Source organism: Microbacterium sp. C5A9 (assembly GCF_022627955.1).
GTDB lineage: Bacteria > Actinomycetota > Actinomycetes > Actinomycetales > Microbacteriaceae > Microbacterium.
Map to the genome: position 1 here is coordinate 325,581 of NZ_JABXGD010000005.1, position 18,387 is coordinate 343,967.

Consider the following 18,387-nt stretch of genomic DNA (forward strand, 5'->3'; position numbering starts at 1 on the left):
GCACGTAAAATCGCTGGGTGGCAACCCCCAAGATCGTCCTCTTCTACGTGTTCACCCCGCTCGCCGACCCTGAGGCGATCAGGGTGTGGCAGCGGGATCTCGGCGAGGCGCTCGGGCTCCGCGGGCGACTGATCATCTCGAAGGACGGCGTCAACGGCACCATCGGCGGGGACCTGCCTGTTCTGAAGAAGTGGGCGCGCTCCTTCCGTTCGTACGCGCCGTTCGCCGATGCGGACATCAAGTGGAGCGAGGGGACCGGGGTCGATGCCGACGGTCGCAGCACCGACTTCCCCAAACTCAGCGTCAAGGTGCGCGACGAGATCGTGTCGTTCGGAGCTCCGGGCGAGCTGCGCGTCGACGAGCACGGCGTGGTCGGCGGAGGCACCCGCCTGACACCCGAGGCGCTGCACGAGCTGATCGACGAGCGGGGCGACGAGGTCGTGTTCTTCGACGGGCGCAACGCGCTCGAGGCCGAGATCGGGCGATTCCGAGGAGCCGTGGTCCCCGACACCGAGACCACGCGCGACTTCGTGCAGTTGCTCGACTCCGGCGCCTACGACGATCTCAAGGGCAAACCCGTGGTCACGTACTGCACCGGCGGCATCCGCTGCGAGGTGCTCTCGAGCCTCATGACGTCGCGGGGCTTCGGCGAGGTCTACCAGCTCGAGGGCGGCATCGTCCGCTACGGCGAGCAGTATGGCGACGACGGCCTGTGGGAAGGGTCGCTCTACGTGTTCGACAAGCGCGGATCGGTCGACTTCTCCGACCACGCCGCCGTCATCGGCGAATGCGTCGGATGCGGCACCGCGACCAAGCGCACGGCGAACTGCCCCGACCCGTCGTGCCGCACGCAGTTCGTGGTCTGTGAGTCGTGCGACCAGGTGCGCTGCGACGCACACGCCGCCGCCTGACCCGCGCAGAGATCAGGGCCAGGACTCAGGGGCCGAAGGACAGGACTCAGGGGTCGAAGGCCAGGGATCAGGGCCAGGTCAGGCCGCCAAGACCCCGTCGGAGCGCCGCGCCACGAACAGCGATCGCGGCACGAGGAACGCGAGCACCCGCGTCCGCGTGTCGACACTGCGTCTGAGCTGGCGGAGCACCGTGCGCAACGGCGCGTCCAGGTCGACCGCCGCCTCAGGGCGGGCCGAATCAGCGCGGGTGGAGTCGGGGTGGGGGCGTGCGTAGCTGGCGCGCTCGACGGCATCCGTCAGGGCGCGCATCGCCGCGGCGTCCACCCCGTTGTCGCGCACGAGATCGTCTCCGCGCATGCGTGGGCTCTCGGCGTCCGAGAGCGCGACGCCGAGATCGAGCATGGTCGCTCGCAGCTCGGTCCACGCCGACGCCGCATCACCGTCCCGCGCGCGCCCGCGGCGCACCGCGCCGATCGAAAGGCGGATCACGGCGGGCAGGAACAGCACCACGAGCACGCCGAGCGTGACGAGCACGACCGGAGTCGGATCGAGCCGACGCAGCTCGCCGGTCGTGCCGGCGTTGTCGCCGGCGTCGCCGCGGTCGATCTCGGGAGCGGTGGTCTGCTCGGTGCTCGGCGCGCTCGTCGGAGCGGGCGCGGTCGTTCCGGTGCCCCCACCCCCGGTGGTGGCGCCCGCCGCGAAGGCCGTCGGCACGCCGAGCGACGCCGTCGGCTCGAAGGGCACCCAGCCGACGCCCGGGAAGAGGACCTCGGGCCAGGAGTGCAGCTGATCGCTGGAGACCGAGTACACGGCCTCGTCTCCGCGCCTCGTGTCGGTGAGGGCGCCCGGCAGGTACCCGACCACGATGCGCACGTCCATCCCGAGGCTCTCGGCCATCAGTGCGAACGCCCCGGCGAAGTGGATGCAGTAGCCCGAGCGCACCTCGAGGAACCGCGCGACCGCGTCGGCGCCCGTCCCGTCGAAGCCCTCGTCGACGGGCGTCTCGAGCGAATAGCTGAACTGGCCGCGGAACCACGACTGCAGGGCGATCAGACGGTCGTAGTCGTTGGTCTCCCCGGCTGTCACCTCCTGCGCGGTCGCGGCGATCACCTCGGGCAGCTCGACCGGCTCGGCATCGGGGTCGACATCCGGCTCGGCGGCCGGGATGGCCCTGATCTGCTCGAGCGTCGGGATGACGCGGGTCGACCGCACCGTGTAGTCGTTGCCGACGGCATCGGCGGTGCGGGAGGCGAGGGTGCGGTTCTCGGGGCTCACCCGCCAGGTCGAGGGCACCCCCTGGATGCTCGTCGCGGGGTAGGGCACAGGCAGCCACGAACTCGACATCCGGATGACGCGGATCGAGGTGTTCTGCTCCTTCGTCGCGATGTCGGGGCTCCACTCGTCGGGGCCGAAACCCTCGCTCTGCGCCTGCAGGTCACCGCGATCGGGCTCCCAGACTCGGCCGTCGAACTGCGACAGCGTGGTGAGGCGCAGATAGGGGGCGGTGTCGGCAGTGGTGGCGAGCGTGAGCACCTCGACGGGGTTCGGCTGTCGCAGGTCGTCGCCGAGACGCAGCGACGCATCGACGGTGACGCCCACTCCCGTGCCGGCGACGCCGGCGCCGAGCGGCAGCGCCGGGGCGATCACGATCGTCGAGGCGAGGGCGGCGACACCGACGCCGGCGGCCAGCGCGGTCGACGTGCGCCGGGGCGACTCGGGATGCTGCACGCTCGTGTATCGCAGCAGCAGGAGGATCAGCACCCCGAGCACCACGAACCACACGATGTTCGCGTCTCCGAGGGTGGCGATCATCGGCGTCGCACCGACGGCGGCCGTGAGCAGCGAGGCGACGACCGCGCCGCGCTGCGCGACCAGGGCATCGAGCACGATCGCGACGAACGCGAAACCCAGGCCCATCACGGCCGCGAGCCCCGGCGACGCCTCGAGAGGGGCGACGCCGTGCACGACCTCGTCCCACGCCGAGACGGCGAGTCCCTGGAAGACGACGAGCGTCCTCTCGGTCGGGATCACGCCGAACAGAGCGGTGCCCCCGGCGACGAGCAGGGTCAGGGTGCCGCACGCCACGACGACCTGCACCGCCATCGTCGCCAGGTCACGCTGCCACGCCCGACGGCGCCGCAGCAGGGTGCGCATGATCATGCCGGTCAGCGCCGTGACGACGATCATCAGCAGCACGGTGGCCGACCAGGCGCCGGGTGCGATCACTGACGTGTACGGCCACATCGCGACGAGCGCCGCCGCCGCCGCGAGCACCGAGGGCACGATCACGCTCGGGGGCAGGTCGTGCTCGCGATGCCATGCGGGTGCGGTCGGCGGTGTCGTGGCCTCAGCCTTGAACATCGGCATCCCCCCGACGATCCGCCGTCGACATGGTCTGCCGCTCGGGCAGCACGTCTTCCCATGCCTCGGCGATGTCGTCGCCCAGTACCGCGAATCGCCACCCGAGCTGCGTCGCGGCCGCCTCGGCACCGCGCTGGGGTGCGGTCGCGAACAGCATCGGCGCGGCCGCACCGGACGGTCGCAGCAGCGCGGCATCCTCTTCGTCGATCTCGCCGGTGATGTAGACGAGCGGGCCGGGAGGCGTGCCCCCGACCAGGGCGGCGAGATCGCGGGAGTCGCCCCGCGGGCTCACCAGTGCGAGGGCGACGAGCAGCCCGTCACGATCGTCCTCGTGCCCGCGGAGGGTCCCGAGCAGCACGCCGGCGCTGTCGATCACGTCCACCCCGTAGCCTTCCTGCATCAGGTGCACGGCGGCCGAGGCGCACAGCGACACGGCGGTCTCGAACGCGAGGTCGACCTCGGTCCCGGTGTCGCTCCAGCGCGCGGCGCTGCGATCGAGCACCACGAGGGCGTCGGGGCTCGACTCCTCCTCTTCCTGCCTCACCATCAGCTGCCCGCGATGAGCGGTGGCTCGCCAGTGGATGCGTCGCATGGAGTCGCCCGAGATGTAGCGCCGCGGCGAGAGGTTGTCGCTGCCCTGTCCGAGTCTGCTCGACGACGTCTGCGCGGTGCCCCCGGCGGCCCCGACGCGCACCGTCAGCGGCGCGAGGGTGAACACCTCGGGCACCACGGTCACCGTGCGCGTCTCACCGAACTCCTGTTCGCGCTGCGCCAGCCCGAACGGGTCGACCGTGCGCAGCACCAGGGGGCCGACGGGCCAGACGCCGCGGCGCACACCGGTGAGGAGATAGCTCAGCCGTCCGGTCTCGGAGGGGTACTCGCCGGCGGCGTCGCCGGTCACGGCGTCGGGCAGCACATCACGCCACAGGCCGCGCGGCATCCGCAGAGCGCGCAGCGAGAATCGCAGCGTGACGCGGGAGGTCTCCGACACGGTGAGCAGATCGGTCGAGATCTGGCGTGCGACCGTGCCCGAGCGGCGGGGCAGGACCACGACGAGGATCGACAGCACGGTGAGCGCCAGCAGCAGGACACCGACGTACAGCAGGATGGCCGCGCCGAGGAGGTTCGCCGCGATCACGCAGCCGAGCCCGGCGAGAAGCGCACCCGTGCCCCGGAGGGTGAGAGTGCGACGGCGACGCATGACGGAGAGGGGGATCAGGAGCGCACGGCCACAGGCACGCGCACCCGCTCGGCGATCTGACGCAGCGCCGACTCGACGGGCTGGGCGCCGGCGCGGTGGGCGCCGCGCGCGGGGAGCAGCCGGTGGGCGAGCACGGGGATCAGCAGGGCGGTGACGTCATCCGGGATCACGAAGTCGCGGCCGTCGAGCGCCGCCCACACCTTCGCCGCGCGGATCAGCTGCAGGGTCGCCCGCGGGCTCGCGCCGAGGTGCAGGTTCGGGTCGGTGCGGGTCGCCTGCGCGAGCGCGACCGTGTACTCCTCGATCGCGGGTGCCACGTGCACCGATCGCGCCCAGGCGATCAGACCCGAGACGGATGCCGCATCGGCGACGGCTCGCACGGATGCCAGCGGGTTGACCGTGTCGCGCTGTCGCAGCATCTCGGCTTCGGCCGCGGCATCCGGATAGCCCATCGAGATGCGCATCATGAAGCGGTCGCGCTGCGCCTCGGGCAGGGCGTAGGTGCCCTCCATCTCGAGCGGGTTCTGGGTCGCCACGACGAGGAAGGGGTCGGGGAGCATGTGAGTCGATCCGTCGACCGTGACCTGTCCCTCCTCCATCGCCTCGAGCAGCGCGGACTGCGTCTTGGGGGACGAGCGGTTGATCTCGTCGGCGATCACGATGTGCGCGAACACCGCGCCGCGCTTGAACTCGAACTCGCGGTCGACCGGGTTGTACACGCTCACGCCGGTGACGTCGCCGGGAAGAAGGTCGGGGGTGAACTGGATGCGGCGCACCGTCGCGTCGATGCTCGCGGCCAGTGCTCGGGCGAGCATGGTCTTGCCCACACCCGGCACGTCCTCGATGAGCAGGTGCCCCTCGGCGAGAAGGCACACGATCGCGCTCCGCACGGCATCCGGCTTGCCGTCGATCACCCGTCCGATCGAGTCGATGATGGCCGAGGTCTGCGCGGCGAACTGGTCGGCGCCGACGACGGTCGGGATCAGGGGCGGATTCTCTGGCATGCGTTCCCTCTCACGTGGGCGCTGCGGTGCGCGTGAACCGATCGTATCGCCGCTCCCTGCGGATGGGGTGACAACCGGAGGAACCCACGGCAGCCTCAGCCCCAGACCCGTCCCCGTGGTTCTGCGCTGTCGAGACGGCCGTCCGCGCTGCGGGCGACGCGCAGTAGCGCCAGACCCTGCATCCCCGTCAGTTCATGCAGAGAGCAGCTGCCGATGAGCTCCTGCCAGTGCTCTCGGAATCGCTCGGCGTCGCCGCGACGGCGGGCGATCAGCCGAGGCACGGCGAGCAGTGTGCGGCCGGGGGAGAGGCGATCGGCCAGGCGCTCGACGACGCGCAGCCGCGGCAGGCCCGCGGCGTCGACGCGCAGCAGGAAGCGCGGTGTGCGCACGGGCGCGAAGAGCTCCTCCACGGCAGCCGCGATGACGCGGGCATCGTCCGCCGAGGCGCCCAGCTCGATGCGGATGCGCGTCGGATCGGCGCCGTCGGGCCGAGCGACGATCGCCGTCTCGTCGACGGGGCCGATGCGCCCCGCATCGCGAAGGGCGCGGGCGACGGCCGTCGCCGCGGACCGGTAGACCTCGGCGGGCCGTGACCGATCACGCAGCGCGCGGCCGAGCATCCGCAGGCCCCACGCCGCGGCCGCGAGCAGGCCCCCTCCCGCCGCGACCCCGACGGCCACAGGCCCTGGCGCGCCGAGTCCCAGGATCGCCAGGATCCCCACGATCGCCGCCGCGCCCGCGGCGCCGAGCACGAAGGCGCCGACGGCTCCTGCGCTCGCCGTCCGGCCGGTGCGCAGCAGCAGAGCGCGCGCGGTGCGGCGCACGGAGACGACCTCGCGTTCGCGCGCCTCGTACGGGTCGCCGATGCGCCACTGCCGCCGGGTCTCGCTGCGCGTCGGCGACTGCCGGCGCAGGAGCGCGTCGAGATCGGCCACAGACGTCGACGCATCCTTGTCGAGCACGCGCTCCCAGGCCTCGATGCCCGCGGTGGGGAGGGCATGGGCCACTCCGCTCACGATCCGTCCGTCGCCGTCGGCGCTCAGCCCCCACAGATGCGAGTGCCGGCGACGCAGCCGCGCGGACTCGGAGCCGTCGTCGAGGCCGACGTCCGAGGGGATCAGGCACACGACCGACCAGTTGTGGGCGACCTTCTCCGACCAGGCGGGGTCGAGTCTCAGCGTGCGTCCGCGCAGCTGCTGCGTGCCCGAGGCGGTGGCCACGGTCGTGAGGTCGATGAGGGTGTTCACGGCGGGGCAGTCCCACCCCTCGCCGAGAAGACCGCGCGTGCCCACGAGCAGACGCACGTCGCCTCGACGGATCAGCTCGGACACCGCGCTCACCACGCGCCCGCTGCCGACGCCGCGCGCCTGCAGATCGCGCACGGGGCCGACGCCGTCGAGCGGCTCGACCGGTGCGCCGAGGATCTCCGAGAGCGACTCCGCGAGACGAGCGGCATCCTCGGCACGCACGCGCAGATGCCGGGCGGTGAGCAGCACCGGATGCAGACGCGCGATGACCGGGTCGGCGGCGAGCCGATCGAACGTCCGCAGCGCGCCGGCGGGAGCGTCGCCGGCGAGACCTCGGGTGTTGCCGTGCTCGACGAAGTCGGTCACCACGACGGCGCGGATGCGCTCGCCGTCGGCTCCGGAGAGCTCGCGGTGGAGGATCTCGACCGCCGCATGGTCTTTGGACGCCGAGAACGCCAGCGTGGTCTCGACCGGATCGCGCCCGCGACGGATGCCGCGGTCGGTGAGCGCGTAGCCGAAGTCGGCGAGAGAGCGGCGGACGTACTCCCACTGCCGCGCGGCTGCGGGATCGGCGAGCAGACGGGTGTGCGCGAAGCGTGCGAGCACGGTGAGCAGATCGTCGGTCGTGCAGCGGTCGAGCAGCACCGCGGGGATCGCGGCGACGAGCGGATGCTGCGGCGCGATCTGCCGGAGCACGACGGCGCTGGCCCGCGTGAGGGCGAAGTCCGCCGAGAACGCCCGGTCGAGTCGGGCCCGTCGGGTCTCGTCGTCATCGCCGTCCCCGTCACCGCCGGCATCCCCATCGTCGCCCTCGCCGCCGGGAGCCTCGGCGTCGGCCGGCTGCAGCTGCGCTTCGAGGTGCGACACGGCATCGGGCGTCGAGAGCACCTGCGTGATGAGATCGTGCAGCAGGCTCTCGTGCCGTCGGATGAACGCGGCCTCGGCGGGCGTGGGCTCGGTGAACAGCACATGGTCGCGGTACGGCGCGAGGTGGCCTTCCTTCACCACGGCCGGCGTCGGCACCTCGTAATCGACCTCGCCGAGAAGCTGGCTGTAGTTCTCGAACTCGGTCTCGTCATCGGGCGAGGGCAGCGTCGCGGTCAGTCCGATCAGCAGGGGGTCGACGCCGGTCTCGCGGATGCGTCCCGCCAGGTAGGCGACCACGATCGCCCAGTGGTCGAGCAGGTGGTGGCACTCGTCGAGCACGACCGTGCGCACTCCGGCCGCGACGATCCGGTCGATGAGCGCGACGGCGTTCGGATGCAGCACACGGGCGAGCTCATCCGGCCGCCGCCGCGCGAACTGCGAGCGCAGACGCCGTGCGCGGCGTCGAAGGCCGGATCGATACCGGCCGGCATTGTCCACCGCGAGCTCGGCGAGCCAGGTCGCGGCGTCGGCCTCGGCGCGGCCGCTCGCCACGAGCTCGTCGATCCACAGCGACCGTGCGAGTTCGTCGAAGGGCGACCCGTCGCCGGTCACGCTGAGCAGCTGATACGTGAGGACCGTGAGATCGCCGAGCCGCTCGGGGTCGTCGGAGACGGATGCCTGCTCGGGGGCCAGGTCCGCAGCCGTGCGCAGCCACTGCTGACGGATCGTCACGGTCGGCGACAGCACGAGTGCACGGTGGCCCTCGCGGGCCGCCAGGAGCAGGCCGAGCAGGGTCTTGCCCGAACCCGGCGGGGCGACGATGTGCAGCGGGCCGGCGGCTCCGGGGGCGAGTCGCTCGAGCACCTCGGCCTGGTAGGTGCGCAGCGTGCCGGAGAAACGCCAGGTCGACAGGGGAGCGGCGGTGGCGGAGTCCATGACCTGCCCAGTCTGTCAAAGAGCGGGTGCGGAGATCGGCTAGACTGTTCTCGGCTCTCCGCGTGGCGGCATCCAGGCCAATTCCCCCAGGGCGGAAACGCAGCAAGGGTAACCGGGCTCTGCTGGGTGCGCGGAGAGTCACTTTCTTTTTCCGGCCGTGTCCGGGGCGCTCAGCCCCCGCGGCCCCGAGTCCGTCGCCGGGTTGTCAGCGTCCTCCGGGTCAGCCCTGCCAGGATCGTGATGTGACCAGGCCCGACATGACCAGCACCGCCGGATCCCCGCGTGCGAGTGCCCTCGGACGCTTCGCCTCGCCGGTCCTCCTGCTCGCCGCCATGTGGCTGGTGCAGCTCGTGGATGCGATCCTCCCGGTGTCCTTCACGGGTTTCGGCCTCCGCTCCTGGGATCTCTCCGGGCTTCCCGGCATCGTCCTCGCTCCGCTGCTGCACGCGAGCTGGGCGCATCTGATCGCCAACTCCGTGCCGTTCCTCGTGCTCGGCTGCCTCGTGGCGGTCGAGGGCGCACGCAGGTTCTGGGCGGTGACCGCCTTCGCGGCGGTGATCGGCGGCGTCGGCACGTGGATCGTCAATGCTCCCGGCGCGCTCACCGTGGGAGCATCGGGCCTCGTCTTCGGATACTTCGGCTACACCGTGATGCGGGTCTTCGCCCCCGGACGCGTCTCGCACCGCATCCTCTACGCGGTGATCGCGCTCCTCGTGATCGGTCTCTACGGCGGTTCGATGATCGCGGGTGTCGTGGGCGTGCGCGACGGCATCTCCTGGCAGGCGCACCTGTTCGGCGCGATCGGCGGCGGTCTCGCGGCGTTCGTCGGCCGCGGTCGGGGTCGCCGCGCATGACGACGGCATCGCCGTGAGTCCGAGAGCCGGCACCACGAAGAAGCGCGCGCCGTCGCGATCGCGGTCGTCCGCGCGCCGACGTCCGCGTGCGGGAGCACGCCGACGGGTGTCGCCGCGTCGCCGGGCGCAGCAGCGCCTGCAGCGTCGGCGGATGCTGCGCCGGCTGGCGATCTCCGCCGCGGTGGTGCTCGTGGTCGCCGGAGCCGCCGCCGTGGCGATCCCGTTGAGCCTCGCGCACGAGAAGCCCGTGGCGATCTGCCTCAGCGACCCGACGACCTTCCCGCAGGCCGGCATCGCGGGCTGGGAGGGCGAGCAGCTCGAGAACGCCGCGACGATCATGCAGACGGCATCCGCTCTGGGGTTCGGGCGCGACGGCCAGATCCTCGGGGTGATGACGGCGATGGGCGAGAGCAGCCTGCGTAACATCGACTACGGCGACTGGGAGACCAGCGGGTTCACGAACCCCGACGGCAGCCGCACCACGAGCATCGGACTGTTCCAGCAGCAGGAGTGGTGGGGCAGCGCCGAGCAGCGGATGGATCCGGCGACCGCCGCGACCCTCTTCTACGAGCGGCTCGCGCGGGTGCCCGACTGGCACGCGCTCGAGCCGTCACTGGCGATCCACCGGGTGCAGATCAATCTCGACCCGATGTACTACTCGCGCTACGGCGCCGACGCGACCACCGTCGTCGACGCGCTGTCGGCCGCGTGCTGATCGTCGTCGCGGGCTGACGACCGGAGAGCCGTCGTCGCGGAGCCGTGATTCTCACGGTCGGAGACCCAGCGAATCCATGGTGAGGTGCACCTAAGCTGGGGGCGTGGCGCAGAGCATCTACATCACCTCGGCCGAAGGCCATACCGGAAAATCCACGATCGCCCTCGGCGTCCTGGATGCGTTGATGCGGGTCACCCCGCGGGTCGGCGTGTTCCGCCCGATCGCGCGCTCCGTGACCGAGCGAGACGAGGTGCTCGAGCTCCTGCTCGCGCACGACGGCGTGCAGCTCGACTACGAGGACTGCATCGGCGTCACCTACGACGACGTGCGCGACGACCCCGACCGGGCGCTGTCGACCATCGTCGCCCGGTTCAAGGCCGTCGAGGCCCAGTGCGATGCCGTCGTGATCATCGGCAGCGACTACACCGACGTCGCCAGTCCCGCCGAGCTCGGCTACAACGCCCGCATCGCCGCGAACCTGGCGGCGCCGGTCCTGCTGGTGCTCAGCGGTCGCGACCAGCAGCGTCAGGCCGAGCAGCTCGGCACGACGACCGCGCGCACGGCAGCGGCCGTCGGGCAGATCGGCGCTCTGGCGCTGGCGGAGCTCGAGGCCGAGCGGGCCGAGCTGTTCGCGGTCGTCGTCAACCGCGCCGACCCCGACGCGCTCGCCGACATCGAGGCGGCGGTCGCGGCGGTGCGTCCCGCGCGCAGCACCCCCGTGTGGGCGATCCCCGAGGACCGCACCCTCGTCGCGCCGTCGATCCGCGGCATCCTCTCGGCGGTCGAGGGGCGCCTGATCAAGGGCGACCCCGACCGGCTCGCGCGCGAGGCTCTCACGATCGTCGTGGCCGGCATGTCGATGGTCAACGTGCTTCCGCGCCTCACCGAGGAGGCGGTCGTGGTGATCCCCGCCGACCGCACCGAGGTGCTGCTCGCCACGCTGCTCGCCGACGCCTCCGGCACCTTCCCGCGGGTCGCGGGCATCATCCTCAACGGGCCGTTCCCGCTGCCCGAGCCCATCGTGCAGCTGCTCGACGGGTTCCCCTCGACCGTGCCCATCATCGCGACCGACCTCGGCACCTATGACACCGCCGTGCGGGTCATGGGCGCGCGGGGGCGCATCTCGCCCGAGTCGCGCACGCGCTACGACCGCGCCCTCGGCCTGTTCCAGACGCACGTCGACATCGCCGAGCTCACCACCCAGCTCGGCCTCGCGGAATCGCGCGTGGTCACTCCGCTGATGTTCGAGTACGGCCTGATCGAGCGGGCGCGCGCCGACCGCCGGCGCATCGTGCTTCCCGAGGGCGACGACGACCGCATCCTGCGCGCCGCCGCGACCCTGCTGGCTCGCGAGGTCGCCGACCTCACGATCCTCGGCGACGAAGCCGCCGTGCGCGCCCGCGCCGTCGAGCTCGGTGTCGACATCACCGCCGCCCAGGTGATCAGCCCCACCGACCCCGAGATGGTCGAGCGCTTCGCGACCGAGTACGCCCGGCTGCGCGCGCACAAGGGGATCACGGTCGCGCAGGCCGCCGACACCGTGACCGACGTGTCGTACTTCGGCACCATGATGGTGCACCTGGGTCTCGCCGACGGGATGGTGTCGGGAGCCGCGCACACCACGGCGCACACCATCCGTCCCTCCTTCGAGATCATCAAGACGAAGCCGGGCGTGAACGTGGTCTCGAGCGTGTTCCTCATGGCGCTCGCCGACCGGGTGCTCGTCTACGGCGACTGCGCGGTGATCCCCGATCCGACCAGCGAGCAGCTGGCCGACATCGCGATCTCGTCGGCGGCGACCGCCCGACAGTTCGGCATCGAGCCGCGCATCGCGATGCTGTCGTACTCCACGGGGGAGTCGGGTTCGGGCGCCGACGTCGACAAGGTGCGCGCCGCGACGGCGCTCGTGCACGAGCGGGCTCCCGAGCTGCTCGTCGAGGGGCCCATCCAGTACGACGCCGCGGCGGATGCCGCGGTCGCCAAGGCGAAGCTGCCGGATTCCGCGGTCGCGGGACGTGCGACGGTCTTCGTCTTCCCCGATCTCAACACGGGCAACAACACCTACAAGGCGGTGCAGCGCTCTGCGGGCGCCGTCGCGATCGGGCCCGTGCTGCAGGGGCTCAACAAGCCCATCAACGACCTGTCGCGCGGCGCGCTGGTCGACGACATCGTCAACACCGTCGCGATCACCGCGATCCAGGCCCAGGCCGAAGGGACGGCATCGTGACCGCGATCCTCGTCATCAACAGCGGGTCGTCCTCGCTGAAGTACAGCCTGCTCGACATCGAGAACGAGAACGAGCTGGCGAGCGGCCTGATCGAGCGCATCGGGCAGGATGCCGGTGCGATCACCCACACCGTGCGGCCCGACACGACAGCGGATGCCGTCGTCGCCATGCTCGACGCGTCGTACGAAGAGGAGCGCGCGGTCGCCGATCACGCGGCGGCCTTCTCGGTCATGCTCGAGCAGTTCGAGGCGCACGGCCCGTCCCTCGTCGAGCACGCCCCGGCCGCGGTCGGGCACCGCGTCGTCCACGGCGGAGCGCGCTTCTACGCGCCGACCCTCGTGACGCGCAACGTCGAGGAGCAGATCGAGGAGCTCGCGGTGCTCGCCCCGCTGCACAACCCCGCGAACCTCGCCGGGATCCTCGCCGCGAAGGCCGTGTTCGCCGACGTCCCGCACGTCGCGGTGTTCGACACGGCGTTCCATCAGACGCTGCCGCCCGCGGCCTACACCTATGCGATCGACGCCGAGCTCGCAGCGCGCCACCGCGTGCGCCGCTACGGCTTCCACGGCACCAGCCACCAGTTCGTGAGCGAGTCGGCGGCCGCGTTCCTCGGGCGCGACCTCGGCACGCTCCGCCAGCTCGTGTTCCATCTCGGCAACGGCGCCTCGGTCACCGCGATCGACGGGGGCCGCTCCGTCGAGACGTCGATGGGCCTCACGCCGCTCGAGGGGCTCGTCATGGGGACGCGCTCGGGCGACCTCGATCCCGCGGCGCTCGTGCACCTGTCGCGCCGCGCCGGGTACTCGATCGACGACCTCGACGCGCTGCTGAACTCCCGCAGCGGTCTCCAGGGTCTCGCGGGACGCAGCGACATGCGCGACATCCTCGCCGGACGGGAGGCGGGCGACGAGGCGGCCACGCTGGCGTTCGACGTGTACATCCACCGGCTGCGCGCCTACGCGGGCTCGTACATCGCCCAGCTCGGCGGGGTCGACGTCATCTCGTTCACCGCGGGAGTCGGCGAGAACGCCGCTCCCGTGCGCGCCGAGGCCATGGCGACGCTCGGGTTCGCGGGCGTCGAGATGGATCTCGGCCGCAATGCGGCGCGGGAGCGCGGCATCCGCCGCATCTCGACCGACGCCTCGCCCGTGACGGTCCTCGTGGTCCCCACGAACGAGGAGCTCGAGATCGCCCGCCAGACCGCGCGGATGCTCTGAGCGGCATAGACCGATCGTCCGTCCGGCCACCGGAATCCCGTTCGGGGGTTACCGCCGATGCCTCGCCGCAACTACGCTTGCACAGTGGCACGGAGAGGTGCCGGAACCCCTCGTCCTTCTCCTGGAGGCTCCTGTGCCCGAAGCACTGCCCGATCTGCTCCGCGCCGACGGTGTCCTGTTCGACCTCGACGGCGTGCTCACGCCCACGGCCGAGGTGCACATGCGCGCCTGGAAGGTCGTGTTCGACGACGTGTTCGCCCGCTGGGGCATCGAGCCGCCGTACACCGACGCCGACTACTTCGACTACGTCGACGGCAAGAAGCGCTACGACGGCGTCGCGAGCCTGCTGCACAGCCGCAACGTCGAGGTGCCCTGGGGAGCGGTCGACGATCCGCCCGAGGCGGAGACGATCTGCGGCATCGGCAACCGCAAGAACGACGCGTTCGCGACCTCGCTGCGTGCCGAGGGCATCGCGCCCTACCCCGGTTCCCTCGCGCTCGTCGAGAAGCTCTCCGCCGCCGGCATCCCGCTCGGCGTGGTCTCGAGCTCGAAGAACGCTGAAGAGGTGCTCGGAGCCGCCGGCATCCGCTCCTTCTTCCGCATCGTGGTCGACGGCGTCGTCGCCGAACGTGACGGACTCGCCTCCAAGCCCGCCGCCGACATGTTCGCCGCGGGCGCCGTCGCGCTGGGCGTCGACCCCGCCACCAGCGTCGCGGTCGAAGACGCGACCTCCGGCGCGGCCTCCGCCGCGGCCGCGGGATTCGCGACCGTCGTCGGCGTCGACCGCGGCACCGGCGCCGATGCGCTGCGCGCCGCGGGCGCGACCGTCGTCGTGGACGATCTCGACGCCTTCCTCTCCGACTCCGACGCGCCCGCCGACGCGCAGACCCGACCCGACTCCGAGGAGACCGCATGATCGACCGCGACCGCTTCCCCGTGGACCCCTGGCGTCTCATCGAGACGCGCTACTCCGAGAACGGGGTGGGGGAGACGCTCTTCAGCGTCGGCAACGGCTACCTCGGTCTGCGCGGCAACCACATCGAGGGGCGCGGGGCGCACGAGCACGGCACGTTCATCAACGGGCTGCACGAGACCTGGCCGATCCGTCACGCCGAGCAGGCGTACGGCTTCGCGGAGGTCGGGCAGACGATCGTCAACGCTCCCGACGCCAAGGTCATGCGCGTGTACGTCGACGACGAGCCGATCTCGTTCGACGAGGCCGACGTGCGCGAGTACCGGCGCACGCTCGACATGCGCACGGGCGTGCTCGAGCGCATCGTCGTGTGGGAGACCCCGTCCGGCAAGCGCGTGCGCATGCGCGACGAGCGCATCGTCAGCTTCGAAGAGCGGCACCTGGCCGTGCTGCGCCTCGAGGTCGTCGTCGAGAACGCCGACGCCCCGGTGACCGTCAGCTGTCAGATGATCAACCGCCAGGACGGTGCCGGCGTCTATGCGGGCACCCCCGCCGAGGCGAAGAGCGGCTTCGACCCGCGCAAGGCCGAGAAGATCGCCGAGCGCGTGCTCGAGCCGGCCGAGCACTGGCAGGACGGACTCCGCTCCGCGCTGTCGTACTCGGTGGCCGCATCCGGAATGACGGTCGCGGTGGTGGCCGACCACGTGATCGAGACCGAGAACGACTACACCTCGCGCACGCTCATCGAGGAGGACATCTCGAAGAACGTCTTCCGCGTGCAGGCCAAGGCGGGTGTGCCGATCACGGTGACCAAGCTCGTCAGCTACCACACCTCGCGCGGCGTGCCCCCGCGTGAGCTCGTCGACCGGTGCCGTCGCTCGCTCGACCGGGTGCGGGTCGAGGGCGTCGACGCCCAGTTCGAGCGGCAGGCCGCCTGGCTCGCCGCGTTCTGGGAGCGCAGCGATGTGCAGATCGGCGGGCACGACGACATCCAGCAGGCGACGCGCTGGTGCCTTCTGCAGCTGGCCCAGGCATCGGCTCGCGCCGACGGGACGGGTGTGCCCGCGAAGGGCGTCTCGGGGTCGGGCTACAGCGGCCACTACTTCTGGGACACCGAGATCTACGTGCTCCCGTTCCTGACCTACACGTCGCCGCAGTGGGCGCGCAACGCGCTGCGTGCGCGTGTGCTGATGCTCCCGGCCGCCCGTCGCCGGGCGGCGCAGCTCAACGAGGCCGGCGCACTGTTCCCCTGGCGCACGATCAACGGCGAGGAGGCCTCGGCCTACTACGCCGCCGGCACCGCGCAGTACCACATCAACGCCGACGTGAGCTTCGCCCTCGGCAAGTACGTGCGTGCGACGGGAGACGACGACTTCCTGCGGCGCGAGGGCATCGACATCGCGATCGAGACGGCGCGACTGTGGGCGACGCTGGGCTTCTGGCGCACCTCGCGCCTGGTCGCCGACACGAACGACGACGGCGTCGAGACCTTCCACATCCACGGGGTCACGGGGCCGGACGAGTACACGACGGTCGTCAACGACAACCTGTACACGAACGTCATGGCGCGCTACAACCTCCGCTATGCGGCGAGGGTCGTGCGCGAGGCGCGCGAGGCGAACGGCGAGGAGTTCGCGAGGGTCGTCGAGCGCACCGGACTCGCCGAGGGTGAGGCCGAGGGCTGGGAGCGTGCGGCCGACGCGATGTTCATCCCGTTCAGCGAGAGCCTCGGCATCCACCCGCAGGACTCGCTGTTCCTCGAGCGCGAGGTCTGGGACCTCGCGCACACGCCCAAGGAGCAGCGCCCGCTGCTGCTGCACTTCCACCCGCTGGTGATCTATCGGTTCCAGGTGCTCAAGCAGGCGGATGTCGTGCTCGCGCTGTTCCTGCAGGGCAACCACTTCACGCCCGAGGAGAAGAAGGCCGATTTCGACTACTACGACCCGCTCACCACGGGCGACTCGACGCTGTCGGCCGTCGTGCAGTCGATCCTGGCCGCCGAGGTCGGCTACCAGGACCTCGCGCTGCAGTACTTCCGGCAGTCGCTGTTCGTCGACCTGCACGATCTGCACCACAATGCGGCCGACGGCGTGCACGTGGCCTCGGCCGGCGGAGTGTGGACGGCTCTCGTGTGCGGCTTCGGCGGCATGCGCGACTACGCGGGCGAGCTGAGCTTCGACCCGCGTCTGCCGGCGGACTGGCCGTCGCTGTCGTACCCGCTGCAGTGGCAGGGGTCGGCGCTGCAGGTGACGATCACCGCGAATGAGCTGCGGGTGCACGTGAGCACGGGGGAGCCGGTGCCGTTCACGGTGCGCGACGTCGCCTACATCGCGGCGGTCGGCGAGGACGTCGTGGTTCCGCTGGCCGACCAGGGGCCGATCCTGCCGGGACGCCCCACGCTGCGGCAGTTCGCCGATGCGCTCCGTGAGGACGGCACGCGTCTGTCGGCGTCGGTGCCCGTCATCACGACCGCGATCCCGGTGATCGAGTCGACCGACTGAGTCCCGCGCGCACGCCGGTGCGCCGCCGCCCCTCTGCCTGCTGACGCCCCTCGGGCGCACGCGCGGCAGAGGGGTGTCTCGGCGTGCACGCGGTCGTCGGCGACCCCACAGGATCGGAGGGCGGATGCTGTGCGCTCGGCCTGCCTCGATGTCGGCGGCACGCCGTAGGCTGGAGTGGTGACCACAGCCCTCTACCGCCGCTACCGCCCCGAGTCGTTCGGCGAGATGATCGGGCAGTCCCAGGTGACCGACCCTCTCATGACCGCGCTCCGCGGCGACCGGGTCGGCCACGCGTACCTCTTCTCCGGACCCCGCGGCTGCGGCAAGACGACCTCGGCGCGCATCCTGGCGCGATGCCTGAACTGCGCCGAAGGACCGACCGACGTGCCGTGCGGCACGTGCCCGAGCTGCGTCGAGCTGTCGCGCGCCGGCGGGGGATCGCTCGACGTCGTCGAGATCGACGCCGCGAGCCACAACGGCGTCGACGACGCCCGTGACCTGCGCGAGCGCGCGACCTTCGCGCCCAGCCGCGACCGCTACAAGATCTTCATCCTCGACGAGGCGCACATGGTGACGCCGCAGGGCTTCAACGCGCTGCTGAAGCTCGTCGAAGAGCCGCCGGAGCACGTGAAGTTCATCTTCGCGACGACCGAGCCCGAGAAGGTCCTCGGCACGATCCGCTCACGCACACACCACTATCCGTTCCGGCTGGTGCCGCCCGCGGCGATGCTCGAGTACGTCGAGAAGCTCTGCACCGAAGAGGGCGTCGTCGCCGAGCGCGGCGTGCTGCCCCTCGTGGTCCGGGCGGGTGGCGGATCGCCGCGAGACACCCTGTCGCTGCTCGACCAGCTCATCGCCGGATCCGACTCCCCGGCCGGTTCCGAGACCGTGACCGTGGCTTATGAGCGCGCGGTCGCGCTGCTCGGCTACACGCATGCGGCCCTCCTCGACGAGATCGTCGACGCGCTCGCCGCGGGCGACGCCGCCGCCGCGTTCCCCGCGATCGACCGCGTCGTGCAGACCGGGCAGGACCCGCGTCGGTTCGTCGACGACCTTCTCGAGCGCCTGCGCGATCTGATCGTGATCGCAGCGGTCGGCGCCGGAGCCTCATCGGTGCTGCGCGGCATCGCCGAAGACGAGCTCGCGCGCATGCGCACGCAGGCCGACTCCTTCGGCGCCGCGCGCCTGTCGCGCACGGCCGACGTGGTCAGCGCGGCGCTCGACGACATGTCGGGTGCGACGTCTCCGCGGCTGCACCTCGAGCTCATGGTCGCCCGCGTCCTCGCCGGAAGCGCGCAGGCCGATGCCGCCCCGGCTGCGGCCGCGGGCCCGACGACTCACACCGCACCCTCGTCTGCGGCGTCGCGACCGAGCGCGTCGGCGGCTGTTGCTCCGGCACAGACCGCCACCCCGACCACCGCGGGCCCGTCCGC

At 71.6% G+C, this 18,387-nt stretch carries 12 protein-coding genes and 1 other RNA gene; 9 read left to right on the plus strand and 4 right to left on the minus strand.

The features are described 5' to 3' along the window. Positions 1–17 precede the first annotated feature (17 nt). Positions 18–911, plus strand: a complete 894-nt coding sequence (locus HWD99_RS11805) for a rhodanese-related sulfurtransferase (RefSeq protein ID WP_241796413.1) — start codon at positions 18–20, stop codon at positions 909–911. A 78-nt stretch (positions 912–989) separates the two neighbouring features. On the opposite strand, the gene HWD99_RS11810 is transcribed toward HWD99_RS11805, so the two are convergent. The 4 genes from HWD99_RS11810 to HWD99_RS11825 form a co-directional block, all read right to left on the minus strand. Beyond that, positions 990–3,278, minus strand: coding sequence for a DUF3488 and transglutaminase-like domain-containing protein (locus HWD99_RS11810; protein WP_241796414.1), 2,289 nt, complete (start codon positions 3,276–3,278; stop codon positions 990–992). Next, positions 3,259–4,473 (minus strand): DUF58 domain-containing protein, encoded by a 1,215-nt coding sequence (locus HWD99_RS11815; RefSeq protein WP_241796415.1) that lies wholly within the window; start codon positions 4,471–4,473, stop codon positions 3,259–3,261. Before HWD99_RS11815 ends, HWD99_RS11810 begins: the two co-directional genes overlap by 20 nt. 14 nt (positions 4,474–4,487) lie before the next feature. Further along, complete coding sequence (locus tag HWD99_RS11820; RefSeq protein ID WP_241796416.1) at positions 4,488–5,477, minus strand: MoxR family ATPase; 990 nt, start codon at positions 5,475–5,477, stop codon at positions 4,488–4,490. Positions 5,478–5,572: 95 nt separating this feature from the next. After that, positions 5,573–8,527 carry a DEAD/DEAH box helicase family protein gene (locus HWD99_RS11825; RefSeq protein ID WP_241796417.1) on the minus strand — a complete coding sequence of 985 codons (2,955 nt, stop codon included), beginning with the start codon at positions 8,525–8,527 and terminating at the stop codon, positions 5,573–5,575. 49 nt (positions 8,528–8,576) lie between these two features. Here HWD99_RS11825 and ffs point away from each other — a divergent pair. From ffs to HWD99_RS11865, 8 genes are all read left to right on the plus strand, one after another. Beyond that, positions 8,577–8,673: signal recognition particle sRNA small type (gene ffs, locus HWD99_RS11830), an RNA gene on the plus strand. A gap of 96 nt (positions 8,674–8,769) precedes the next feature. Beyond that, entirely contained in the window at positions 8,770–9,381 is a 612-nt protein-coding gene (locus HWD99_RS11835; protein ID WP_241796418.1) for a rhomboid family intramembrane serine protease, read from the plus strand. Between the two features lie 13 nt (positions 9,382–9,394). Beyond that, on the plus strand, positions 9,395–10,096 hold the full coding sequence (locus HWD99_RS11840; RefSeq protein WP_241796419.1) for a hypothetical protein: 702 nt from the start codon (positions 9,395–9,397) through the stop codon (positions 10,094–10,096). Between the two features lie 103 nt (positions 10,097–10,199). Next, a complete protein-coding gene (gene pta, locus HWD99_RS11845; RefSeq protein WP_241796420.1) occupies positions 10,200–12,323 on the plus strand; it encodes a phosphate acetyltransferase in 2,124 nt (707 codons plus the stop codon). Then, the gene (locus tag HWD99_RS11850) at positions 12,320–13,540 is read left to right on the plus strand and encodes an acetate/propionate family kinase (protein ID WP_241796421.1); all 1,221 of its coding nucleotides are present in this window, start codon (positions 12,320–12,322) and stop codon (positions 13,538–13,540) included. The genes pta and HWD99_RS11850 overlap by 4 nt, the downstream gene beginning before the upstream one ends. A gap of 133 nt (positions 13,541–13,673) precedes the next feature. Further along, positions 13,674–14,456 (plus strand): HAD family phosphatase, encoded by a 783-nt coding sequence (locus tag HWD99_RS11855; protein ID WP_241796422.1) that lies wholly within the window; start codon positions 13,674–13,676, stop codon positions 14,454–14,456. Beyond that, positions 14,453–16,954, plus strand: a complete 2,502-nt coding sequence (locus HWD99_RS11860) for a glycoside hydrolase family 65 protein (RefSeq protein WP_241796423.1) — start codon at positions 14,453–14,455, stop codon at positions 16,952–16,954. Before HWD99_RS11855 ends, HWD99_RS11860 begins: the two co-directional genes overlap by 4 nt. A 177-nt stretch (positions 16,955–17,131) precedes the next feature. Then, positions 17,132–18,387: DNA polymerase III subunit gamma and tau (locus HWD99_RS11865; RefSeq protein WP_241796424.1), on the plus strand; the 1,256-nt coding region annotated here is incomplete at its 3' end.

Excerpts from the sequence above, each read along its gene's own strand:
- HWD99_RS11860 (WP_241796423.1), top strand. The coding sequence starts at position 14,453 with ATGATCGACCGCGACCGCTTCCCCGTGGACCCCTGGCGTCTCATCGAG.
- HWD99_RS11825 (WP_241796417.1), bottom strand. The coding sequence starts at position 8,527 with ATGGACTCCGCCACCGCCGCTCCCCTGTCGACCTGGCGTTTCTCCGGC.
- HWD99_RS11810 (WP_241796414.1), bottom strand. The coding sequence starts at position 3,278 with ATGCCGATGTTCAAGGCTGAGGCCACGACACCGCCGACCGCACCCGCA.
- HWD99_RS11815 (WP_241796415.1), bottom strand. The coding sequence starts at position 4,473 with ATGCGTCGCCGTCGCACTCTCACCCTCCGGGGCACGGGTGCGCTTCTC.
- HWD99_RS11820 (WP_241796416.1), bottom strand. The coding sequence starts at position 5,477 with ATGCCAGAGAATCCGCCCCTGATCCCGACCGTCGTCGGCGCCGACCAG.